This is a genomic window from Rhizobium sp. WSM1328, from assembly GCF_057653715.1.
The window spans coordinates 632,198-653,748 of record NZ_JBYGKO010000002.1; the positions used below are offsets into that span (position 1 = coordinate 632,198).

The 21,551-nt window shown below is 57.9% G+C and carries 20 protein-coding genes and 5 pseudogenes; 9 read left to right on the forward strand and 16 right to left on the reverse strand.

Annotation, left to right across the window (positions count from 1 at the left end; translation table 11 throughout):
• Positions 1 to 130: 130 nt before the first annotated feature.
• Both AC2444_RS26555 and AC2444_RS26560 read left to right on the forward strand, forming a co-directional pair.
• Positions 131 to 613, forward strand: a complete 483-nt coding sequence (locus AC2444_RS26555) for a hypothetical protein (protein ID WP_128450283.1) — start codon at positions 131 to 133, stop codon at positions 611 to 613.
• Positions 614 to 1,184: 571 nt separating this feature from the next.
• A complete protein-coding gene (locus AC2444_RS26560; protein WP_245461320.1) occupies positions 1,185 to 1,724 on the forward strand; it encodes a hypothetical protein in 540 nt (179 codons plus the stop codon).
• A gap of 352 nt (positions 1,725 to 2,076) precedes the next feature.
• On the opposite strand, the gene AC2444_RS26565 is transcribed toward AC2444_RS26560, so the two are convergent.
• From AC2444_RS26565 to AC2444_RS26620, 12 genes and pseudogenes are all read right to left on the reverse strand, one after another.
• Positions 2,077 to 2,748 carry a Crp/Fnr family transcriptional regulator gene (locus AC2444_RS26565; RefSeq protein ID WP_017996964.1) on the reverse strand — a complete coding sequence of 224 codons (672 nt, stop codon included), beginning with the start codon at positions 2,746 to 2,748 and terminating at the stop codon, positions 2,077 to 2,079.
• 34 nt (positions 2,749 to 2,782) lie between these two features.
• A complete protein-coding gene (ccoS, locus tag AC2444_RS26570) occupies positions 2,783 to 2,941 on the reverse strand; it encodes a cbb3-type cytochrome oxidase assembly protein CcoS (protein WP_003549679.1) in 159 nt (52 codons plus the stop codon).
• Positions 2,938 to 5,223: a cation-translocating P-type ATPase gene (locus AC2444_RS26575; protein WP_128450282.1), complete on the reverse strand. Its 2,286-nt coding sequence runs from the start codon at positions 5,221 to 5,223 to the stop codon at positions 2,938 to 2,940. Before AC2444_RS26575 ends, ccoS begins: the two co-directional genes overlap by 4 nt.
• On the reverse strand, positions 5,220 to 5,705 hold the full coding sequence (locus tag AC2444_RS26580) for a FixH family protein (RefSeq protein WP_003563096.1): 486 nt from the start codon (positions 5,703 to 5,705) through the stop codon (positions 5,220 to 5,222). Before AC2444_RS26580 ends, AC2444_RS26575 begins: the two co-directional genes overlap by 4 nt.
• On the reverse strand, positions 5,702 to 7,270 hold the full coding sequence (ccoG, locus tag AC2444_RS26585) for a cytochrome c oxidase accessory protein CcoG (protein ID WP_003563094.1): 1,569 nt from the start codon (positions 7,268 to 7,270) through the stop codon (positions 5,702 to 5,704). Before ccoG ends, AC2444_RS26580 begins: the two co-directional genes overlap by 4 nt.
• Positions 7,271 to 7,469: 199 nt before the next feature.
• Positions 7,470 to 7,654 (reverse strand): annotated as a pseudogene (locus tag AC2444_RS26590) (hypothetical protein).
• An 11-nt stretch (positions 7,655 to 7,665) separates the two neighbouring features.
• A complete protein-coding gene (gene ccoP, locus AC2444_RS26595) occupies positions 7,666 to 8,529 on the reverse strand; it encodes a cytochrome-c oxidase, cbb3-type subunit III (RefSeq protein ID WP_128408007.1) in 864 nt (287 codons plus the stop codon).
• A gap of 1 nt (position 8,530) precedes the next feature.
• Complete coding sequence (locus tag AC2444_RS26600; RefSeq protein ID WP_003549664.1) at positions 8,531 to 8,683, reverse strand: CcoQ/FixQ family Cbb3-type cytochrome c oxidase assembly chaperone; 153 nt, start codon at positions 8,681 to 8,683, stop codon at positions 8,531 to 8,533.
• 8 nt (positions 8,684 to 8,691) lie between these two features.
• Positions 8,692 to 9,426 carry a cytochrome-c oxidase, cbb3-type subunit II gene (gene ccoO, locus AC2444_RS26605; RefSeq protein WP_003563090.1) on the reverse strand — a complete coding sequence of 245 codons (735 nt, stop codon included), beginning with the start codon at positions 9,424 to 9,426 and terminating at the stop codon, positions 8,692 to 8,694.
• Between the two features lie 8 nt (positions 9,427 to 9,434).
• The gene (ccoN, locus tag AC2444_RS26610; protein WP_003563088.1) at positions 9,435 to 11,057 is read right to left on the reverse strand and encodes a cytochrome-c oxidase, cbb3-type subunit I; all 1,623 of its coding nucleotides are present in this window, start codon (positions 11,055 to 11,057) and stop codon (positions 9,435 to 9,437) included.
• Between the two features lie 778 nt (positions 11,058 to 11,835).
• Complete coding sequence (locus AC2444_RS26615) at positions 11,836 to 12,540, reverse strand: GntR family transcriptional regulator (RefSeq protein WP_003563085.1); 705 nt, start codon at positions 12,538 to 12,540, stop codon at positions 11,836 to 11,838.
• Between the two features lie 145 nt (positions 12,541 to 12,685).
• Entirely contained in the window at positions 12,686 to 12,841 is a 156-nt protein-coding gene (locus AC2444_RS26620; protein WP_003563084.1) for a hypothetical protein, read from the reverse strand.
• An 829-nt stretch (positions 12,842 to 13,670) separates the two neighbouring features.
• Here AC2444_RS26620 and tnpA point away from each other — a divergent pair.
• The 4 genes and pseudogenes from tnpA (at position 13,671) to AC2444_RS26640 (ending at position 16,366) form a co-directional block, all read left to right on the forward strand.
• Positions 13,671 to 14,039, forward strand: coding sequence for an IS66-like element accessory protein TnpA (tnpA, locus tag AC2444_RS26625; RefSeq protein ID WP_012756395.1), 369 nt, complete (start codon positions 13,671 to 13,673; stop codon positions 14,037 to 14,039).
• Positions 14,036 to 14,383: an IS66 family insertion sequence element accessory protein TnpB gene (gene tnpB / locus AC2444_RS26630; protein WP_003554417.1), complete on the forward strand. Its 348-nt coding sequence runs from the start codon at positions 14,036 to 14,038 to the stop codon at positions 14,381 to 14,383. Before tnpA ends, tnpB begins: the two co-directional genes overlap by 4 nt.
• Before the next feature lie 63 nt (positions 14,384 to 14,446).
• Positions 14,447 to 16,069: an IS66 family transposase gene (gene tnpC / locus AC2444_RS26635; protein ID WP_128450348.1), complete on the forward strand. Its 1,623-nt coding sequence runs from the start codon at positions 14,447 to 14,449 to the stop codon at positions 16,067 to 16,069.
• A pseudogene (locus AC2444_RS26640) lies at positions 16,069 to 16,366 on the forward strand (hypothetical protein). Before tnpC ends, AC2444_RS26640 begins: the two are co-directional and overlap by 1 nt.
• Here AC2444_RS26640 and AC2444_RS26645 read toward each other — a convergent pair.
• A pseudogene (locus tag AC2444_RS26645) lies at positions 16,344 to 17,370 on the reverse strand (IS30 family transposase). The pseudogenes AC2444_RS26640 and AC2444_RS26645 overlap by 23 nt on opposite strands.
• A 180-nt stretch (positions 17,371 to 17,550) precedes the next feature.
• A pseudogene (locus AC2444_RS26650) lies at positions 17,551 to 17,760 on the reverse strand (inorganic diphosphatase); the annotation flags it as partial.
• Positions 17,761 to 17,764: 4 nt separating this feature from the next.
• Between AC2444_RS26650 and AC2444_RS26655 the strand changes: the two are divergent.
• Positions 17,765 to 18,556 (forward strand): annotated as a pseudogene (locus AC2444_RS26655) (SIS domain-containing protein); the annotation flags it as partial.
• 244 nt (positions 18,557 to 18,800) lie between these two features.
• Here the strand turns inward: AC2444_RS26655 and AC2444_RS26660 are convergent.
• A complete protein-coding gene (locus tag AC2444_RS26660; RefSeq protein WP_128408009.1) occupies positions 18,801 to 19,061 on the reverse strand; it encodes a helix-turn-helix domain-containing protein in 261 nt (86 codons plus the stop codon).
• A 67-nt stretch (positions 19,062 to 19,128) separates the two neighbouring features.
• Between AC2444_RS26660 and AC2444_RS26665 the strand changes: the two genes are divergently transcribed.
• Both AC2444_RS26665 and AC2444_RS26670 read left to right on the forward strand, forming a co-directional pair.
• Positions 19,129 to 20,034 (forward strand): LysR family transcriptional regulator, encoded by a 906-nt coding sequence (locus tag AC2444_RS26665; protein ID WP_487762913.1) that lies wholly within the window; start codon positions 19,129 to 19,131, stop codon positions 20,032 to 20,034.
• Positions 20,035 to 20,302: 268 nt separating this feature from the next.
• Positions 20,303 to 21,223 carry an ArdC family protein gene (locus AC2444_RS26670; RefSeq protein WP_128449852.1) on the forward strand — a complete coding sequence of 307 codons (921 nt, stop codon included), beginning with the start codon at positions 20,303 to 20,305 and terminating at the stop codon, positions 21,221 to 21,223.
• A gap of 63 nt (positions 21,224 to 21,286) precedes the next feature.
• Here the strand turns inward: AC2444_RS26670 and AC2444_RS26675 are convergent, their stop codons facing one another.
• Complete coding sequence (locus AC2444_RS26675; RefSeq protein ID WP_128449851.1) at positions 21,287 to 21,532, reverse strand: WGR domain-containing protein; 246 nt, start codon at positions 21,530 to 21,532, stop codon at positions 21,287 to 21,289.
• Positions 21,533 to 21,551: the final 19 nt, after the last annotated feature.

The following is a 21,551-nucleotide window of genomic DNA, read 5'->3' on the forward strand; positions in this document are numbered from 1 at the left end:
ATGGATTATTTCAACGGGGCAAGGTCAATCCCATCGAGCTCATGCAACATTGCCTTGACAATTCTCGCGACCAAGGCGAACGCTGAAACTCAGCAAAGCCGTCGTATTCAAACTCAAAGCGAAGGATGCAGTGGATGTCGGCACGGTCTTGAATCGGACGACCTACGACCCCGACCTCATTGGTGGGCTGATTATTGTCGAGAACCCGGATGACCAGAACGTGAAGGATTCCAACTATGATCCGCACGAGGACTCAATCTACGATCAATGGAATGTGGCGCCGTTTTTCATTCAATTCGAGATGAACCAATTCTACAAGGGCGACGGTCTTCAGGCGTATTTCGACTATACCGACCAGAAGCAGGGCTTCGCCACCTATCTTGAAAGTAACTACTATCCAGAGGGCGTTGCCAACAGCGCTGGCAAATGCTGCTTCGAGCATAACACCGATCCTAGGTCGACCGCGCAAGGAGGTATCGTTCCCGATTACCGAGGTGATCCGGAGATGGCGATCGTCAATCGTACGAATCTCATCACCACCGATTTACCCGACGTAATCGGCGACATGCTGCGCCAGATGGGGCGCCGCAACACAACCAAACTCAGCCGCTAAGGCGAGACCAACGCGTCCACAAAGGATTGTTTTATGAATTATGGCAAAGAATCTTCCTACTGTTTTCTGCGGTGGGTTGTCTTGCTGCTGGCGTGGGCCAATCAGCATCATGCATCGATGAAGCCAATTGTCTTAGAAGCGCATCCGGCAAAGTATCTCAGACCCTCACACCGAAGGTCGTGCCGATTTTCGGGCGATATCCAAAGGTGTACATACACGACTCGGCGGCAGGATTGGATTATCCAGTGCCTGAAAATACGAGGCAGGCATTTGACTTTTATACCAACAAGACTTCTTTCAACTTTCCACCGCACGGATCAGTCGAGACCAGTCAACCCGCATCGATCAGACCGGACCGAGGATTCACAGTCCTTTTGGTGGAAAAAACCCGAGATAATCCCGTTCCTAACGGCGGTAGCGCGCTGTCGCTACTCAGTTCAACTTCGAACGGCGCCTACCTATCCTTCGCGTTAGGTGCCACGCCTAACGCCAATGGTCAAAAGTGGTCTTTTGCAAAAAGCCGCTTCAAAGTGGAAGGGCGGATACTGCGTGGTGGCAAAAGCCGTGGGATATGAACGTTGTGGGGCAAACAGGCGCATTCTCCGGCACAGAGTGGATTTACTACACCTTCACTCCAGACGGCAAACTTCGCATCGACCGTTTCGCGCCATATACCTATCTTTTGGTGTTTACAGCTTACCAATGGGATGAGGCAGTGCTCGACAGCGGTTTCCCGCATTCTGCCTACAGCTCTGGTACGCCAACCGGCCGGCCGAAATCCGTCACTTTCGGCTCGGTTGGGCCATGGGTTATTGGCGCGGCCGCGGTGCCCGGGCAGAGCTCGCCCATGATCGAGCCAGTAGAGGCACTGCCGGGCTTTGAGGGAGTGACGATCTTTTCGACGCCGTTGTCCATGAAAGAAGTAATAGCGTATCAGAACTCCCTGAAGTCGAGCGATTTTCTCGATGTCGACATGCTGCCATGCAATAGCGGCCAGTACCTTTCGGGTGAAATCAAAACCCCTTGTGGTACGGCTCGTCCTGGCAATCCTCCGTCCAATGTTAATTCGGTGGCTCGAAATGAGATCAGCAACAAAATCGAACGCCAGTGACTCTCATTCTGTTCCGACGGCAGTTAGACGGAACCAGTTCCAGGGACGACGGTTAGCGGGGAAAGCTGCGCGAGAAATTGATCGTGACAAACAAACAGAGCCGTCTCCAGGCAGCTGAGTGGACGGATTGCGTGACCATCAATAGTCGGCACCCCTCACAGACCCAATGCCCGCATCATATTGCGAGGGCGGCAATGTGTCATGCGGGGTGCATGGGTGTGATCGGACGCTGGATCTATGATCGCTGAGATGTGTCAGAGGCGGGATCGATCGAAATCAAGCAGCCTTCCGATTTTCATGAGGCGTTTCTGCTTGAGCCTCATCTCGGATATCTTGTGCCGGTTAGTTAAGGTTAGCACGCCTCGCGAAGCAGATCGACGCTGTCGATTAGGACGGCCTTGCCTCTGACTTTGACGCCCGACGCCGCAAGCGCCGCAAATGCGCGGGAAAGGGCTTCCGGTGCCAATCCCAGTTTGCCGGCTAGGATTCTCTTCCGATAAGGAATACGGAACGTGATCCGTGTGGTGGTCGTCGATGCGGAGCAGCGGCTTATGAGATAGCTTGCCACCCGTTGCGCGGCCGTCAACAGCCGATCTCCCGCAATACAATCCATCGCGCCGAGCAGGTGCCTGACCATGATGCGCATGACGTTCCGATGTACGACCGGATATTGCGCGGCGAACGCCTGCAAGTCCGTAACCGCAAACAGCGCGACCTCGGCCCCGTCGGCGGACCGCGCGCTATAGGCATAGGAGTCGCCCCCCACGAGGAGATATTCCCCAAAGGTGTCGCCCGGCTCGCACACGCAGATATCCGCCTCGCGCCCGGCGGATTCCGATTTTGAAAGTCGGACAAACCCGTTCATGACGCAGTAGACGAACGATGCCTGCTGACCCTCGGTTATGATCTTCTCGTCAGCGGCGAAGGTTCGAAGCTCAGCCGTTGCGGTGAATTGCTCCGCAGTCGCCTGATCCAAACCAGCGAACAGTTCAGACTGCAGAAGTACAGAATTTTTCGCAAGCATCCATCTTCCTTTCGTGTTTGGACCCAGTGTGCGGTCAGGGTTCTCGTTGATCGGTTTCGTCCTCGGCGAGGATTCGCCAGGCGGCGCCTTGAAGGTCGTCATACTGGCCGCTCTTCAGCGACCAAAGGAATGCCAGGAGTCCTATTCCTCCCATCAGTAGCGCGATCGGTATGAGATAGATCAACATGTTCATGCGGCTTTGACCTCCGCACTCCTGCCGATCCCTCCTCGAGTGTGCATACCCGGACGCTTGCTGAGGGCGTTCAGCCGCAGTGCGTTGGTCACGACGATGATCGAAGATGTCGACATTGCCACCGCCGCTATCAGCGGCGTCGCCAATCCGGCGATGGCGATCGGCACCGCCAGAACGTTGTAACCAATGGCGAGAGCGAAGTTCTGCCGGATGAGGCTGGCGGATCGTCGCGCAACGGCGATCGCTTCCGGAACAGCGTCAAGGCGATCGTTGAAGAAGACGAGGTCGGCCGCCTGTCTGCCGATATCGGAGGCCGTGGCGGGCGCCATCGAGACATGCGCGGCAGCAAGCGCCGGGGCGTCGTTGATCCCGTCGCCAACCATGAGCACGCGACGACCTTCGCCATTCAGCCTCTGGCATTCCTCGACCTTCTGTTTCGGCGTCAGAGAGCCCAAAGCGCTGTCGATACCCAGGGCATGCGCCGTATTGTCGACGACGGTCTGCCTGTCGCCCGACAAGATCAGCGTTTCAAGGCCGGCTGCATCGAGCCGGTCGATGGCCTCGCACGCACCCGGATGAAGCGTGTCATCGAAGAAGAAGCGGGCAAGATCGACGCCATTCTTCGACAGGACCACTTCCGAGAACGGACTGTCGGCGGTGCGGGGCACGAAGCTGGTTCCGCAGGCAAACGCCGCGTTGCCCAAGCGATAGATATCCGCTCCGTTCCTGGCTTCCAGTCCCCCGCCGGGGATTTCCGTGACCCTGTCGAAGGAGATGGGGGCAGTTTCGGTGTCCCGCACCAGAGCCCGAGAAAGAGGATGCCGTGAATGCGCTGCCAATCCACCGGCGATTGCAGTGGCGCTCTCGTCCATGGCATCCACTCTGACAAGGCGCGAACTGCCCATCGTCAAAGTGCCCGTCTTGTCAAAGGCCACGGTGTCGGTCTCAGCCAGTCTTTCGAGTGCTGAGCCGTCCTTCACCATGATGCCCTTCCGGAAAAGCTCCCCCGCGGCGACGACCTGGACCACGGGCACGGCAAGACCCAATGCGCATGGGCAGGTGATGATCAGGACCGCTACGGCGACCAGCATGGCCTGTTTCCAGTCTCCGCCCAGGAAGCCCCAGGCAAGGAAGGAGACCAACGCCAGCAGATGCACGACCGGCGAATAGAGTGTCGCAGCGCGATCGGCGATCCTGCGATAGCGAGCTCTTCCGCCCTCGGCGGCTTCCATGAGGCCGATGATCTCCGAGAGAAGTGAATTCTTGGCAATTCTCGTCGCCCGCAACACGAGCGAGCCGGTCAGATTCATCGCCCCGGAACTCACTTCGCTGTCGCTGGCGACGGCGACGGGGCTGCTCTCGCCGGTGACGATGGAGAGGTCCAGGTCGCTTTCTCCGCTGACGACTATGCCATCGACGGGAACCCGTTCGCCTGCGGCTATCGAGATTTCATCCCCCGCCGCGATCTCTTCTACCGCAATGTAGCGTCGCGACCCGTCCGGATTGATCAGCAATGCTCCGCGCGGGGCCAGCCGTGCCAGTCCGTTGATCGCTGCCCGAGCCTTTTCCCGCATGATATGATCGAGGGTTCTGCCGATCAGCAGGAAGAAGAGCAGCGAGACCGAAGCGTCGAACCACGCATGCTCGCCGTGATGGACGGTCTCCCACAAGGAAACGGCATAGGAGAGCGACACGGCGAGTGAGATCGGAACGTCCATGTTGGTGCGCCCGTGCCGCAGCGCATTCCAGGCCGATTTGAAGAAGAAGCGCCCCGCATAAACCAGCGCGGGCGCTGCTATCATCGCCGAGATCCAATGAAACATATCGCGCGTCGCGGCATCTGCACCCGACCAGACCGATACGGAGAGCAACATGATGTTGGCGGCCGCAAAACCGGAAACGCCGATCGCGAGGAGAAGCTGATTTCTGGTCTTGTCGTTCTCGGGAGCTGAAGGCGTGAAGAGATGCGCGCGATATCCGGCCGAGTTGATCGCTGCGAGGATCTCGGACGGATCGGCGGCATGCGTCTCGATCTCCTCCTGGTAGACGCAGGTCACCCTTCGAGCCGTGAGATTGACGCGCGCCGTCTTGACGAAGGGAAGTGTCAGCAGCGCCCTTTCTATGGCCGAAATGCAGCCACCGCAGTGAACGTCGGGAACACTCAGGTCCAGCTGACGCAATCCCTCGCCGAGCGGCTGACTGGCAAGACGGACCTCTTCGGCACTGAATGATGTCGTGCTGAGGGCAAGCACGCTTTCCGCGTCCATGGTACAGCAGGTCATTGGTCCAACTCCGCGCTATCGATGCGTTTTGCCTCATGCATGACGACCACGCCGCCGTTGCGCGAGATGGCCTCGACGATCCAGTCACCTTCGGCTAGATCATGTTCCGCTTCGAACCGCCCCGCGGCTGCCTTCTTGAGCGTAAGGAGGAAGTCCTCGTGGTCTCCGACGGGCCGTTTGAAATTCAGAACGACGTCGTCGACGATCGCAGGCGATCCTCTCTTGTCGTGAATGTCGTAGCGGATCTCGTGCCCCTTTATGGAGAGGTTGCCCTCGATGCCGGAAGCGGCCATTGCCTTCATCGCCGCCGCTTTGCGGTTGAACTCCTGACTGGCGACATAGGTGTTTTCCACGACCAGACCGCTCCAGCTGGAGGAGGCATAGAAGGCCATGGTGACGTTCACCGCGATCACCACGCCAAAGAATGCCGAGGTCGCAAGCAGCATGTGCAGGCCTGTAAAACCTTGAGCGGAGGTCTTCATTTGATGTCTCCCGGTGCATTGAACGCCGCGCGGTAGGTTGCCCGATCGGCATGATCGGTATCTTCGATAACGAACAGAAATTCATTGATCGCGGCTCCGGTAGGCTTGCGTGTAACGAAGACCTTGAGCGTCGTGGCCGCGTCGGGTTCGGCATGGACTGTAAAGCTGCGAGCGTCTTCCTTGCCGAACTCGGGGATGCGCATCGTCGCCCCCTCCAGCCCGACCAGGCTTATGTTCACATCCCTCGGCGTCGGCACCATGTTCAGGACACGAAGCGTGTAGCCATTCCTGAGAGAGCCGTCGCTTTCCAGAACATATTGGGGGTTTCGGTCGTGAACGACGTTGAGTTCAAGGCGCTCCCGAAAGGTGAGATGGACGAGCATGGCCACGCCGACCGACGCCCAGGCGACTGCGTAAAACACGGTTCTCGGACGATAGATAATACGCCAGTCGAAGTGCCGGATCGCCGGAACGAAGGTCCCATCCTCGTTTCGAACCCTGGACGGCTGGACGGCCGTTCGTCCTTCATCCGTGGCAACCGACATGTTGCTCGAGTATTCGCTCAGCGTGGCGTAGGCGATCAGGCCGCGGGGCTTTCCGAGCTTGTCCATGACACCGTCGCAGGCGTCGATGCAGAGCGCGCATGTGATGCACTCCATCTGCTGTCCGTCGCGAATGTCGATTCCCATCGGACACACCGCCACGCAGGCATTGCAATCCACGCAATCCCCGACCGATAGGCCATTGACCAAAGCCTTCTTGGCGTGACGCGACCGCTGCTCGCCCCGCCAGTCATTGTATGTGACGACGAGAGAATTTTCGTCGAGCATCGCACCCTGGATGCGTGGCCATGGGCACATATAGGTGCACACCTGCTCTCGCATGAGACCGCCGAGCACATAGGTCGTCGCGGTAAGGATGGCGACGGTGGTGTAGGCGGCTGCAGGAGCGCGGCCGGTGAACAGCGAAACAAACAGGCTCGGCGCGTCGGCAAAATAAAAGATCCACGCTCCGCCCGTGACGACGCCGATCAGCAACCAGATCGAGTGTTTGACGACACGCTTCCTCAGCTTGGCAAAGCTCATGGGACCAGCATCAAGCTTCATTCGCGCGTTTCGATCGCCTTCGATCGCACGTTCGACGACGAGAAAAAGATCAACCCAGACGGTTTGCGGACAAGCGTAGCCGCACCATGCGCGGCCAACCGCGGAAGTGACGAGAAACAGGCCGAACCCCGCCATGACGAGGAGGCCCGCTACATAATAAAATTCCTGGGGCCAGATTTCGATGAAGAAAAAGAAGAAGCGCCGTGAACACAGGTCGATGAGGATTGCCTGGTCAGGCGCGTACGGACCGCGATCCCAGCGAACCCATGGCGCGAGATAGTAGATGCCGAGCGTAATCAGCATGACGATCCACTTGAACCGGCGAAACCTCCCCTCGGCGCGCTTGGGAAAAATCTTCTTCCGGGGGGCATAGCGGGGCTGCCTGTTACGGCGTGCATTGACGGGCTCGACGCCGACGCGCTTTATGTCGTTGGGATATGGGGCACTAGAGAGATTCATGGCTCTGTCCGATTTTGACCTCCCCTTTTCCCACCTGCGGGACATCAGTTCCTTGATGCAGATCAAGAAATGCCCAAATGCGATGGCGTGGGAAAGTGATCTTCCTGAAAAAGGAACAGGCCACGCCCTGGACAGAGGGCGTGGCCTGCAGGAGCTGCCGAGGAGAGGTACGGTTGGGACATCCTCGACGAGCTAAGGACTAACGGCGCGTCTGCTTGTGGTCCTTGACACAGGTCAAACTTACCGTCGAATTGCCGATCTTTGTCGGATCGTCCTGCTCGGGTGACGGGGCATCGTCTTGGCATGCGCCGACACACGCGATCGTATGGTGGCGCGCGGCGTGCAATAGAGATCGAGGATCGGGTTGTGGCCGTGAACTGCCATGGCTTTTCTCCTCACGTCCCGCCGCCAAGCGAATGCACGAAAATGGTAAGTTCCTTGACCGTCGTATCGCCGAGACGCCCTGCCCAGGCAGGCATGACGCCATGCTTGGGAGCGGCCACCTGACGGATGATCGCATCCTCGCCGCGTGCCTTCAGCCAGATCGCATCGGCGAGATCCGGCGCGCCCATTTCGGCTTTTCCTTTGGCGTCGTCACCGTGACATGCGGCACAGTTATCGACGAAGACCTGTTTTCCGGCCTCTGCGAGACCGGGGTCCGACGGTGTATTGGTCAGTCCCCAGACGTAAGCCGCGACCTGCCTTGTTTGGAGGGGATCCAGAACATCGGCAAACGGCGGCATCTCGGACGCATGAGTGTCCGTATCCCCGTCGAAACGAATCCCCTGCGCGATCGTCGCCTGGATGGCATCCAGGTCTCCGCCCCATAGCCAGTCGTCGTCGTTGAGGTTCGGAAATCCCGGGCCGCCGCTTGCTCCCGAGCCATGGCATGTCGCGCAGTTCACCTTGAATGCAGATGCGCCGCCGGCGATCGCAAATTCGCGAAGGGCAGAATCGGAATCGATCTCGTGTACCGTCTTGGCGGCGATCAGATCATGAAGCGTCGTCTGCGATGCCTTGGCATGATCCAGGTTCTGCTGCAGCTCGGCGCGGCTGGAAAAGCCCAGCATGCCCTTCGTGGCGTCGGTAATCATCGGGATCGCGGGATATGCGATTGCATAGCCCAACGCCCAGACAATTGTGGCGTAGAAGGTCCATACCCACCAGCGGGGCATCGGATTGTTGAGTTCGCGGATGCCGTCCCATTCATGTCCGGTCGTTTCGACGCCGCTAAATTCGTCGATATCTTTTTCCGACATCTCAATCTTCCTTTAGGGGAATATCGGCGGCCTCTTTCGCCGTCTGCTTGCTGCCTGGGCGAAGGGTGAACACAACGACGCCGACGAAGAATGCCGCCATTGCCAGGAGGCCCCAGCTGTCGGCGAAGTGTCTCATTGCAGTGTAGGTTTCCATGGATCACCTCATCGGTAGCCGGTCGCATCGTCGTAGGTCGAGAAATCGACCAATGTTCCGAGCATCTGCAGGTAGGACACCAAGGCATCCATTTCGGTCAGCGCAGCAGGATCGCCGTCGAAATCGCCGGTCTTCGCCTTCGGATAGCGGGCGAGCAGCGCCGTCGTATCTGCGTTCGGATCGGCCTGGGCCTTAATGTCGGCCTCTGCGTTCGCCAGCATGTCGTCGTTATAAGGCACGCCCACATCCTCGTTGGCCTTCAGGTCCATTCCCACGTCCTTGACCGTCACCCTCTGTTCTTTGAGGAAGGCGTAACTTGGCATGATCGACTCCGGCACGACTGCCCGTGGATCCGCGAGATGCTGGACATGCCATTCGTTGGAGTAGCGTGCGCCGACACGGGCCAGATCCGGTCCGGTTCGCTTGGATCCCCACTGGAAAGGATGATCGTACATGGACTCGGCGGCGAGCGAGTAATGGCCGTAACGTTCGACCTCGTCGCGGAACGGCCTGATCATCTGGCTGTGGCAGAGATAGCAGCCTTCGCGGATGTATATGTTTCGTCCGGCCAGCTCGAGCGGCGTATACGGCCGCATGCCTTCCACTTTTTCAATCGTGTTCTGCAGGTAGAACAGCGGTGCGATTTCGACGATGCCGCCGATGCTCGCGACGAGCAGCGAGCCGACGAGAAGAAGGGTCGCGTTCTTCTCCAGGACCTTATGTTTATCCAATATCGATGCCATGTCTCACCTCACTCGGCGGGCTGTGCTTGGGGCACGAAAGTGGTTGGGATTGCAGCCTCGTTGCGCACGCGGCCGCGGATCGTCATGAACACGTTCCAGGCCATGACGAGACCGCCCGCCAGATAGAGTGTCCCGCCCACAGCGCGCAGCACGTAATAGGGAATCATCGCCGCGACCGTCTCCGCGAAGGAAAAGACGAGGAAGCCTTGGGAATTGTACTCGCGCCACATCAGCCCCTGCTGGATCCCCGCAACCCAAAGCACGGCTGCGTAGACGACGATCCCGAGAGTTGCGAGCCAGAAGTGCCAGTTGACCATCCGCAGGCTATAGAGACGCTCGCGTCCCCATAGCTTCGGCGTCAGGAAGTAGATCGCCCCGAAGGTGATCATTCCAACCCAGCCGAGTGCGCCGGAATGCACGTGACCGATCGTCCATTCGGTATAGTGGCTGAGCGAATTGACTGTCTTCACCGACATCATCGGGCCTTCGAAGGTTGACATGCCGTAAAAGGCGATGGCGACGATCATCATACGGATGATCGGATCGGTGCGGATCTTGTCCCAGGCACCTGAAAGGGTCATGAGACCGTTGATCATGCCGCCCCAGGAGGGCATCCAGAGCATGATCGAGAAAACCATTCCAAGCGTCTGGGCCCAGTCGGGCAGTGCCGTGTAATGCAGATGATGCGGGCCGGCCCAGATGTACATGAATATCAGCGCCCAGAAGTGGATGATCGAGAGCCGGTATGAATAAACGGGTCGGTTGGCCTGCTTCGGCACGAAGTAGTACATCATGCCCAGGAAGCCGGCGGTCAGGAAAAAGCCGACGGCGTTGTGGCCGTACCACCATTGGGTCAGCGCGTCTTGGACGCCTGAGAAGGCAGAATAGCTCTTGGACCCCAGGAACGAGGCGGGAACCGCAAGGTTGTTCACTACGTGCAGCATCGCGATGGTGACGATGAAGGCGAGGTAGAACCAGTTTGCTACGTAGATATGCGGCTCTTTGCGCTTCAGGATCGTACCAAGATACACGGCGAGGTAGGCGACCCAGACGATCGTCAGCCACAGATCGACGTACCACTCAGGTTCAGCGTACTCACGGGCTTGGGTGATGCCGAGCACGTAGCCGGTCGCAGCCATCACGATGAAGAGCTGGTAGCCCCAGAACACGAACCAGGCCAAGCTGCCTCCGAAAAGGCGTGCATGGCACGTTCGCTGAACCACGTAGAATGAGGTCATGATGAGCGCATTGCCGCCGAAGGCGAAGATTACGGCGGAGGTGTGCACCGGTCGAAGACGGCCGAAATTAAGGTAAGGCGCTACATTGAGGTCCGGGAAAGCCAATTGCAGCGCGATGATCACGCCAACCAGAAAGCCGACCACGCCCCAAAACACGGTGGCGATCAAGCCGTATCGGATCACCTCGTCGAAATAGCCCGAGACATCGACTTTCCGCCTGTGGGCTGCAGGTGAAAAATCAACCTTGCTGATCAGCAGCGCAGCACCCGCGAGCAGGCAGAAGCAAAGAATACCCATGTGGACTGCAAAGAGGTGGTCATGCCCGAATGCAGCTCCTAGCAGCGCCAGAAACGCCGCGACCGTGATCACCATCGTTTCCGTTGTGTAATTCATGATATCGTCCTCAGTGCACAGACGGCCGTTTTCCGGCCGGCTTTCTGGTACTTGCGCCAGGACTGTCATGAAGCCGGTGCTGGCCTCTTGATCCAAGTCAAACTAGGCCAGCGTTTTCCCACTATGTGCGAGGTTGTTTCATTCGTGAAGGGGCTTGGACGCCAGTCTGATGGCTACACTGAAACGACAAACACGAAGATGCAGATCAACACTTTTCGCAGGAACCGCAGGCCGCAGTCGAGCGCCCAGATGATTTCGTGGCTTGCGGAAGAGGACATTCGCGAAGTACACCGCCGAGCCGTCGCCAACGGGGCTATGCGGGGCCATCTTTGACTTTGCTTAAGCCGAGGGGCGTGACCTTCAACGTCGGGGAGGGGCTGTGATCATGTTCGCCTTCAGCCCGGCGAGGAGATGATGGCTGATCTTGTGAAGACCGCGGCCACGAAAACCCGCATCGGCGTGGCTGCAGCTTAGTTGTGAGGCGAACAGGTCATCGTCGAAGGCTATGCGGAGCTCTGCATCGAACGGGAGTAAGATTGGGGACCACAGGGGCAGTGAAGGTCCGCCAAGATGTTCTCGAACCGTCGCAGGATCTGACCGCTTTACTCTTCTGGCAGCATTGCAGCAGTGAGGTTTTCTCCCCGCTCCTCCGGCTTGCCGGAGTACGATCACCCAAAATCGCCTCAACTGCGAGATCGTCTTTACGAGGGGCTTTCGAAACCACAGAGCGGCGTCGATTGAATTCTCGGCTTGGGGCTTCGGTATGCGATCACAAGACTCACGCGGGGCGAGAAAATCCTGTTAGTCCACGTTCGTTCACCTCTTGTACGATCCTTGAGACGGCACCCTGTTCTAGATCAAGGTGGTTCATCAACGCGGACTGCGCCCGGTCCGTTGCCATGCCTAGTTCAGACATTGCGGCACTTAGTCTTCCGAGACTTTTGACAAACGCGGGCCGAAGATCGGACGCGGTTATTTCCATTCGTAGAGGGTGAGTACAAAAACAGAATCGGTGGACGATTTTGCAGGCCTCACAATTGGCCGCTTCCTCGGCGATTTTAGAGAAGATCGCTTCTGCCCTTAAGGCGAGTTCGTCAGGGGACAATTTGTCCGACACGCTCCAGCTCTCTGGTACCTGCGGCCGCATTCGATTTAAGGCCGAAATGAGGGTCTCGCGTCCAACAACGTAAAAATCCAACAGTGTATTTTCTGACATCGGTCTCGTGAAAAAACCTCTTTGAGGGATGTATTGGATCTTTCCTTCCGCTGCTAGCCGTTGAAGTGCTTCGCGAACTGGGGTTCGACCAATATCGAGCTTAGACGCCAGATCCTGTTCCCTGAGATGTTGCTCCGGCACACGACCGTAACTGTGGAGCAATCGTCGAATAGCATCGTAGGCAATATCGGCCTTTGCAGGTTCTGGTTCAATGTCAAAATTTGAATCGACCCCGCGACGTGGGGGCTCGTTCTTGCAACACCGCATTTGATAGTTTTCCTCTGTCGATGTCCTTTAAGGACCCTACAGGAGCTTATTCGTTCATATCGGGCGTCGTTCCGAATTCAAGGCTGAACTATTTGGCCCCTATGCCGGCACGAATTTTGGCTCGAGCGAAAATGGGCGGCCTGTATTACAGCCCCAGTTGGCTTTTATCGTATTCTCTGGCCGCTGAGTTCAATGCCACGGGCAAGAGGTCGCGGTCACGTTCTCCAACGAGAAGGCCGTCCTTCATCTCTGGCCGATCGATTCTGGCTTTGTCGGTGTGCATGTTGTCACGTCGGTTCATCTAAGCCTCCCTTCGCTGACCGGGGTAGGCCCCCGCGCCGCGTGTTGACCAGATCTAGACGGCGGCTCGCCACAGATCAATATATGAGGATAATATATTTTTTGATATTCTGGATTGCCGCACTAGCGTCTGATTTTGTATTTTAGCTGCCGCCGAATTACTTAGTAACATTGAAATTTTTTATGTATTAGTCAGACAGCGGTAAATGTTTAGCAACAAGATTCGGCAGTTGGCGGTTCGTAAAGCCTTAATGGTCATGTTCCCTTATCAACCGCCCAAGCAGTCGGATGGGTTCTCCGTCTTGCTAGACAATCCCAACATTTTAGGTGGATCGATTAGTTCCTCACCTAGGAACGCATGGCCACGCAAGTGAATTCCTTGTAGAAAATCAATGGACATGGATAACACAATAGAAGTGAATTATCGCTGTGTCGGGGTAGGGGATCGAGAACTTACGAGCATGTGGATAACGAAGACTTTTAGCCCGCGCGCTAAGTCACACAGATTTAAGAGCCTGTAGATTGAGTTGGTGCGCTAGATCGACAAGCTGACGCTGCTGATGCTTTGATAGGACGGTGTCGCAAAATAGGCAGCGACGTGTCCGTGATGCCAAATCCAATTTGAGCCATGACATACAGCTTCGACGAGCGCGACTTTCTGCCGTTGTGAGTTAATGGCGGACCGTGACTTGCGGGTTTTGAGAGGCTAACCGGTGCGCCTGATTTGGGCGGTAACCGCCCGATTGGAACCGCCTGCCGCCTAGCGCCCTGATGGCCTAAGACACGTGTTTAACGACGTCGTTAGCGACGTGTCTTAGGCGAGGATTGCGATGCGCGTTGAAATTCTTGGGCAGGAACGTCGACGGCGGTGGCGCGAAGAAGACAAGCTTGCGATTGTCATGTCGGTTGGGGTTTCTGGAGCCACGATCACAGAGATTGCTCATCGTCATGATGTAACGCGGCAGCAGATATACGCCTGGCGTAGCGAGCTCAAGAAGAAGGGGCTGCTCCCGGTGTCTTCGAATGCATTGTTCATTCCCGTCGATCTGAATGCCGTGCAGAACGATGCCCCTAAATTGAGGGAGAGCTGCTCCGGGATGATTGAGCTACGATTGATCTGCGGCCGCACGCTTCGTTTCGAGAGTTCTATGGCTCCCGATGTCCTGACGCAGATTATCCGGGCAGTGGAAGCAGCATGATTGGGCCTGGGACCGGCGTTCGGGTGTATCTTGCGTGCGGGATCACGGATATGCGCAAGGGAGTAGAAGGCCTTGCCGCGCTTGCGCAGGATGTTTTGCGTCAGAAGCCGACTGGCGGCGCGGTCTTCGCCTTTCGCGGCAAGCGTGGCGATCGTTTGAAGCTGCTGTATTTTGATGGCCAGGGCTTCTGCCTGTATTACAAGATCTTGCAGAAGGGGCGGTTTCCTTGGCCTTCGGCATCCGACGGGACTGCCCGGCTGACGTCGGCCCAACTGGCGATGTTGTGGGAAGGGATCGATTGGCGTCGTCCTGATTGGGGTGCGCCACCGGCCCGTGTCGGGTGATTTTATCCCACTGAAACCACTGGTTTTTATGGAAATTTATCCTGTCTCGTGGTAGTCAGGATCATGTCTAGCGCGACGACAAATCTTCCGGACGATCCAGCCTTTCTCAAGGCAATGATTGCCGCTTTGCAGGCGGAAAACGCGAAGATGTCGGCCACATTGCAGGCGCATGATCAGTTAATCCAAACGCTGCGGCTGCGCATTGCCAAGCTGAAGAAACAGGTCTTCGGCAAGTCGTCTGAAAAGATTGAGCGTGAAATCGAGCAGTTGGAACTGGCGCTTGAGGATCTGTTGATCGCCGCCGCTGAAGGCAGTACGGCGCCAATCGATGAACCTGATGAGGCGGCGTCTGTTGTTCCCTTGGCGGATACGTCTGAAAAGATCATGCGCCGGCGCCCACGCGTCTCGGACAAGGCGGTTCGCGAGCGCCGAGAGCTCGATCCTGGCTCCTGCTGCCCGGAATGCGGAGGTGAATTGCGTCTTGTCGGTGAGGACGTCAGCGAAATCCTCGACATGATCGCCGCGCAGATGAAAGTCATCGAAGTTGCTCGACTGAAGAAGTCCTGCCGCTGCTGCGAGAAAATGGTGCAGGTGGCAGCACCCAGCCGCCCGATACCGGGCAGCATGGCCGGCGCTGGCCTCTTGGCGTACATTCTGGTCTCGAAGTTCGACGACCATTTGCCACTGTACCGTCTGAACGAGATCTTCGCCCGCATGGGCGCCGACATTCCCGACAGCACGATGGTTGATTGGTGTGGTCGCGCCATGCAGGTTCTGCAGCCTCTCATCGAGCGGATCGAAACGGCGGTCATGGCAAGTGACCTGCTTCATGCGGACGACACCCCGATCAGGGTGCTGGATCGCTCGCTGCGAGACAAGGGGTTGGGCAAGGGTGTGAAGAAGGGCAGGATCTGGACGTATGTCCGCGATCAGCGTCCATGGGCAGGCAGTTCCCCGCCCGGTGCAGTCTACTATTTTGCTCCTGACTGGAAAGAAGAGCACGTCCACCGCCACCTCAAGCAATCAAGCGGCATCCTTCAGGCTGACGGCTACAAAGGATATGGCAAGCTATACTCGCCTGGAGAAAAGGGAGAATCTCGCTTCAAGGAAGCCGCCTGCTGGGCTCATTGGCGACGAGACTTCCACGATATCTGGACATCAAACAAGTCCGAGATCGCGCGAGAGGCTCTTCATCGCATCGGAGCGCTTTACGACATCGAGCGTGGCATCAATGGGCAGCCTCCTGAGATCCGTCTTGCTGCGCGTCAAAAGCAGAGCAAGCCTAAGGCCGATGCATTCCGCCACTGGGCTGAAGCTCAACTCACGCGCATTCCGGGCAAAAGCGATCTGGCGACAGCTTTCCGCTACGGATTGAGCCGATGGTCTTCGCTCTGTCTGTTCCTCGAAGACGGTCGCGTTGCGATCGACAACAATGCCGCCGAGCGGGCACTGCGTCCGATAGGCCTGGGAAGACGAAACTGGCTCTTCGCGGGAGCCGATACGGGAGCGGAGACCTTGGCACGCGCCATGACGATCATCGAGACGGCAAAGATGAATGGTCTTGATCCGCAGGCCTATCTGGCAGACGTGCTCGATCGCATCCACGATCACAAGATCAATCGGTTAGACGAATTGCTTCCGTGGAACTGGTCGGCGATCACCACAATCGACGCGAAGGCAGCCTGATGGCGACAGTCACCTACGTCCGTACGATCAAATTTGTTGCCGAAATCCTCGAAGAGGACCCGGAGCTTCTTCAGGCAATTGTCTCCAACGATGATAATCTGAGCTACGGCAGCATCATCTCCGTGTACACCGGAGACGACGAATCGGTGACCGCACTGACGGACGACGGCATGGACGAATTGGAGCAGATGCTCAAAGATGCCCGCCGCTCACCCCAAGAATGGAACGACTGTCCTCGACAGCTTTGTTGACGACGAGCTGCTCGTCGCTCGCATCAAAGCAAAATCGCCGCGGTAGCAATCGGGCGGTTACTTTGGGCGAGAAGTTTCTGGCGAAAGACTTCTGCCGGCGTTTTGTAGCCGAGGCATTTGCGTTGCGTTCAGGCGGTTGCAGATCTCGGTGAGATCGCGGTCGCCGAGAGACAGTGGATCGACCTCTCTCGAAAGCCATTTCCTGGCCCCGTCTATTGGTGTTCTCGACAGTGCCCTTCTGCCACGGGGATTGCGGATCGCAAAACCATGTCTGCGCTCCGATGCTGGCCTGCAGGTAAGGCCAGTCGGTGAACTCCGTGCCACGATCGAAGGTGATCGAGCGACGGGCGAGGTGGGGCAGGGATTGTAGCACCTGGATCAGGCCGTCCATCACCGGCCTCGATTGCCGGTCATTGTTGCGCAGGAAAATGGCAAAGCGACTGACCCGCTCGACCAGTGACGTCACGTTGGCCTTGCCGAACTTCTTGCGAAACTGGATGAGATCGCACTCCCAGTGCCCGAACTGTTTTCGCTCGGCGACGGCGTCTGGCCGGTAGAGAATGTTGACATCCGGGGTGAACCGCTTGCCATGGCGGCGTCTGGCGTGCCGCGGCCGGCGTCTGGCACGATGCTCCTGCAGGTGTCGCCACAGTTTGATGGCGTGACCGTCCGAGGAATAGGCGAACTTATAGATCGTCTCATGGCTGACGGAGATCGGATGGCGCTCAAGCTGCAATCGGCCGGCGATCTGTTGCGGCGACCAGCCATGCATGATGCGCTCGATCACCGACTGGCGGAGCTGCGCGAACCGGGCAAGTTTGCGCAGCTTGGCACGCCGTTCTCGCGCCATGTCATTGGCCATCACGCAGTAGTAACCGTGGAGGTCCGGCATCTCACGATCCTCAAACGTATTGCGGCGCAGCTCACGGAAAATGGTTGAGGATGTCGGTGCAGCTTCTCGGCGATCACGTCAACGCTGATCCCAGCCGTGCGCCAGCGGGCAATCTTGCGGCGTTCATCGATATCAATCTGGGAGTAGGTGCGCTTCATGTCTCGTTCCTTGCAAGGATAAACCGTTGTTCTCTATTGCAAGTCGCACTTCATCCTTGAACCCACACCCTTACATGCGAATGTGGCGTAAGCATACTTATGGAACCATAATGAGGTTGCCTCCGGTCCAAGGCCGCGCAAAGACTGGGCGCCACCTTATTTGGCTCTTTCGATTGGCGATTACGTTTGCGAATTGTAGCGGCCGACCGCATCGCTAATCATCTTCTTTGCGACATTGACGTCCTGCCAGCTGGCTATCTTCACCCACTTGCCGGGCTCCAGATCTTTGTAGTGCGAAAAGAAGTGCTCGATCTGCTTCACAAAGATTTCCGGCAGGTCGGTGTAGTTCTCAACCTTGTCGTAGCAGCGCGGCAACTTCGCCACCGGCACCGGCACCGAGCTCAAACTTGGTCGCGGCGCAGCCATCGCGATCTCGCAATCTGGAAAAAGCCCCGACATTGTCGCCCTGGCGGAAACAGCCACGCGCGCGGGCGCCACATCGATCGCTCTGACGAACACGCTCCCCTCACCGCTTGCGAACGCCTGCAAACATTCCCTCAACATTCTAGCCGGTCCGGAAAATGCGGTCGCCGCCACCAAGTCTTATGTGAACTCCGTCGTCGCAGGCCTTGCGGTGCTGGCTGAGTGGACCGGGGATTCTGCGCTTAAGCGGGCGGTGGCGGATTTACCGAGGCACTTTGCCGCCGCTGCGAAACTTGATTGGCGGGAATTTGCCGCCGACGCCGATGAAGCCGAATCCATCTACGTGCTGGGTCGCGGCCCGGGGTTGGCGATCGCCAACGAAGCGGCATTGAAGTTCAAGGAAACGACCGGGATTCATGCCGAAGCCTTTTCCGCGGCCGAAGTCCTGCACGGACCGCTCGCAATCGTCGGCACGCGTTTCCCGATACTGGCGCTTGCTGCTCGCGATGCTGCGGAGGGTTCCATAGCAGCCGTGGCTGACGAACTGGTTGCCAAAGGCGCTTTCGTCCACATCACGTCGACACTTGGGACAAAGGCAAAGCCGCTCCCCTTCGTCGAGACCGGCCACGCAATCACCGATGCACTGGTGCTGATTCTGCCATTTTACGTGTTCGTCGAAGCCTGGTCACGTTCGCGAGGTCACAATCCGGATGCACCCGCAAACCTGAAGAAGGTTACGGAAACCCGATCAGTTCAAAACTGAATAAAGAACGCTCGGATCTTCGACAGCATGGAATGGCATGACGATGCCGTCCTCGTTGTCGGGCCAGAATCGATAGACGTTTCGTGGCAGTTCCATAAATCTGCTTACACCTCAAAAACTAGGCGTGGGAGCAGCATAGGATGGCGGTCGCACAGGGTAGGGTGAAGGTCGCCGGTTCGTTTCTCAAGACGCTCAAATTTGAATCTGGGGAGCTAAAGGATAGCATCTGCCGCGCCACTGGATTTTAAAGCGAGCGGCGGCCACGCCGTAAATTCTGCGGTTGTTGCTCGCCCATCGCCGGTTTGACGAACAGTTCAAGAATGTCGCATCCGAGGACGCTCGCGATCTTTCCGAGAGAATCGATCCCGAGATTTACCCGCTTCCGCTCAATTTGAGAAATTGAGACGCGCTCTAGTCCTGCTTCGAGCGCCAGGCGCTCTTGAGACAACCCGCGATTAACTCGAAGTTTCTTTACATTCCAAGCTAGCAGATCACGGGGCGTCATCTGCCCACCTGATCATTACGATGAAAATTAAATAACTGGCTATTCTATACGAAAAAAGATATTCTGGGTGGACGACGGCGCGAAGATCGAAAGAAAATCTGCCTACTTCGTCGCGGTGGCCGAGGAACTGCACTTCGGCCGGGCGGCGGCCAAGGTGCGCATCGCCCAGCCGGCGCTTTCCAATCACGTGCAGGCGCTGGAGCGGGAACTCGGCTGTGCGCTCTTCATCCGCTCGACCAGGCGGGTGGAACTGACCAGGGCAGGGGAGATCTTCCACGAACGCTGCGTCGGGATCCTGAGCGAGGTCGATCTGAGTGCCGAGATCACCAGGGCGGTGGCCGGCAAGACGATAAGGCAGATCAGGATCGGCACCGTCTATCCGGCGACCACCGGCGTGCTGCCGGCGTTCCTTGGAAAGATCGCCCGCAAGTACCCGGATATCCGAATCCATATATCAAGCGGCAATACCGGCGACATCATCCGCGGCCTGGAAAACGGCCAGATGAATCTCGGTTTCATCAGGCCGGTGGAAAACATCGGCTCCTTGCGCTTCTCCTCGATCGCCCATGAGCGGTATCTCTTGGCGGTCGCCAGAACCAACCGGCTGGCGGAGCAGGCGGAGATCGGCATCCACGATCTGCGCGGGGAGAAGATCATCGCCTTCAATCGCAAGAACCTCTCCTACACAGAGCGGTACTTCAACGAGAAGTTCGAGGAATACGATCTGACCCGCAACATCGCTTATAGCTGCGATGATACCTATTCACTGGTGTCGCTGGTTTCTGCCGGCCTTGGCATCGGCTTTGCGCCGGAATGGACCGAGGGCCTGCCAAACCGGGCCTTCGAGCTGAAGGCGGTCAGAGGCATCGACTTCAGGATCGGGCTGGGTGTCGCCTGGAGCAAGGACGACCCAACCGCCTCGCGCGACGACATCGTCGATATCGCCCGCTCATTGGCGCGGCCGGCCAGGTAAACGATCTCCGCTGCGGTTCATCTGTGACGCGAGCGATGTGACGCCGTCTCGCGGATCTGCCATGTCTGCCTCCATCAGAACCTCCCCTGCGATTGCGACCATCGCGTCCTGCCCCGGCTTTTGGTCCTGCCAGGCTCGCGCCGCCGGCAACGGCTTTGCCGTCCTCCACTGCGTTGCGGCCCTGCGGGTGCAGGCGCCGCTTGCAGCCCGGCTTTTGGACCGCCGTAGCAGGTCGCGATCGCCGCGACCTCGAAACGGAGGTTCCAACATGAGCAGGCAACAATCCAATCAACGATCGGATATCTACAGCCGCATCACCAACACGATCATCGCCGATCTCGAACGGGGCGTGCGGCCATGGACCAAACCCTGGACGACGGGACATGCGGCAAGTGAGGTCAGCCGGCCACTGCGCCACAACGGCCAACCCTACACCGGGATCAACGTCTTGCTGCTCTGGTCGCAAGCCTTCGCCCGCGGCTTTGCCTCATCACGCTGGATGACGTTTCGCCAGGCAATCGAACTCGGCGGCGCGGTGCGCAAGGGCGAAACCGGTACAACCGTGGTCTTTGCCAGTTCGTTCATCCGCACCGAGACGACCGAGACGGGCAGCGAGATCGAACAGGATATTCCATTCCTCAAAGCCTACACGGTGTTCAACATCGATCAGATCGCCGGTCTTAACGGCCGCTTTGACGACGTCGCACCTCTCCAGGATCCGATGAGCCGCATCGGCAATGCCGGCCGCTTCTTTGCCAATACCGGCGCACTGATCCGCCACGGTGGGTCGGCTGCCTATTATGCCGCTCAGCGTGATTACATCCAGATGCCATGCCTGGATGCCTTCAGAGACGATGCTTCCTATGTCGCCGTCCTCAGCCACGAGATCACGCACTGGACCGCCGCACCGCGACGGCTTGATCGCGATCTCAGCCGCTACGCGAAAGACAGGAGCGAACGCGCCCGCGAAGAGCTGATTGCCGAACTCGGCAGCGCGTTTCTCTGCGCCGATCTCGGCATCGTTCCCGAGCTCGAACCGCGCCCCGACCACGCCAGCTATCTCGATGGCTGGCTGAAGGTTCTCGACCACGACAAGCGCGCCATCTTCTCGGCGGCAGCACATGCGCAGCGCGCCGTCGACTATCTGCATTCCCTGCAGCCGGAACTCGACGAGGAGGAGGCGGCGTGAGCCGTCTCTTCCTTCACTCAACTGTCTCTTCCTTCGCTCAGGCATGCGAGACGCGGATGCCGATCACCGCAGGACCCGATAGCCTCTCGACCGCTTCCTGCGCAAAAGGCTGAGCAGGAGATCGACGGCTTTTGCCTCGCTGTCGAAGACATGGATCTTCTGCTGCCCGCGGCTGCCGATGCGTCCCCAGCTGCGCACCAGCGATGTCCCGCCGAAGAGGTTCGGCTCGATCGACAGCGCATAAAAGCGGGCCATGTTCTTCGATGGATCGATGCGTTCGATATAGAGACGATAGGGCTGAACTGCCATGCGGGCAGAATCGCAAAGA

Excerpts from the sequence above, each read along its gene's own strand:
- AC2444_RS26560 (WP_245461320.1), top strand. The coding sequence starts at position 1,185 with ATGAACGTTGTGGGGCAAACAGGCGCATTCTCCGGCACAGAGTGGATT.
- AC2444_RS26565 (WP_017996964.1), bottom strand. The coding sequence starts at position 2,748 with ATGCTTGCGAAAAATTCTGTACTTCTGCAGTCTGAACTGTTCGCTGGT.
- ccoS (WP_003549679.1), bottom strand. The coding sequence starts at position 2,941 with ATGAACATGTTGATCTATCTCATACCGATCGCGCTACTGATGGGAGGA.
- AC2444_RS26575 (WP_128450282.1), bottom strand. The coding sequence starts at position 5,223 with ATGACCTGCTGTACCATGGACGCGGAAAGCGTGCTTGCCCTCAGCACG.
- AC2444_RS26580 (WP_003563096.1), bottom strand. The coding sequence starts at position 5,705 with ATGAAGACCTCCGCTCAAGGTTTTACAGGCCTGCACATGCTGCTTGCG.
- ccoG (WP_003563094.1), bottom strand. The coding sequence starts at position 7,270 with ATGAATCTCTCTAGTGCCCCATATCCCAACGACATAAAGCGCGTCGGC.
- ccoP (WP_128408007.1), bottom strand. The coding sequence starts at position 8,529 with ATGTCGGAAAAAGATATCGACGAATTTAGCGGCGTCGAAACGACCGGA.
- AC2444_RS26600 (WP_003549664.1), bottom strand. The coding sequence starts at position 8,683 with ATGGAAACCTACACTGCAATGAGACACTTCGCCGACAGCTGGGGCCTC.
- ccoO (WP_003563090.1), bottom strand. The coding sequence starts at position 9,426 with ATGGCATCGATATTGGATAAACATAAGGTCCTGGAGAAGAACGCGACC.
- ccoN (WP_003563088.1), bottom strand. The coding sequence starts at position 11,057 with ATGAATTACACAACGGAAACGATGGTGATCACGGTCGCGGCGTTTCTG.
- AC2444_RS26615 (WP_003563085.1), bottom strand. The coding sequence starts at position 12,540 with ATGCGGTGTTGCAAGAACGAGCCCCCACGTCGCGGGGTCGATTCAAAT.
- AC2444_RS26620 (WP_003563084.1), bottom strand. The coding sequence starts at position 12,841 with ATGAACCGACGTGACAACATGCACACCGACAAAGCCAGAATCGATCGG.
- tnpA (WP_012756395.1), top strand. The coding sequence starts at position 13,671 with ATGCGCGTTGAAATTCTTGGGCAGGAACGTCGACGGCGGTGGCGCGAA.
- tnpB (WP_003554417.1), top strand. The coding sequence starts at position 14,036 with ATGATTGGGCCTGGGACCGGCGTTCGGGTGTATCTTGCGTGCGGGATC.
- tnpC (WP_128450348.1), top strand. The coding sequence starts at position 14,447 with ATGTCTAGCGCGACGACAAATCTTCCGGACGATCCAGCCTTTCTCAAG.
- AC2444_RS26660 (WP_128408009.1), bottom strand. The coding sequence starts at position 19,061 with ATGACGCCCCGTGATCTGCTAGCTTGGAATGTAAAGAAACTTCGAGTT.
- AC2444_RS26670 (WP_128449852.1), top strand. The coding sequence starts at position 20,303 with ATGAGCAGGCAACAATCCAATCAACGATCGGATATCTACAGCCGCATC.
- AC2444_RS26675 (WP_128449851.1), bottom strand. The coding sequence starts at position 21,532 with ATGGCAGTTCAGCCCTATCGTCTCTATATCGAACGCATCGATCCATCG.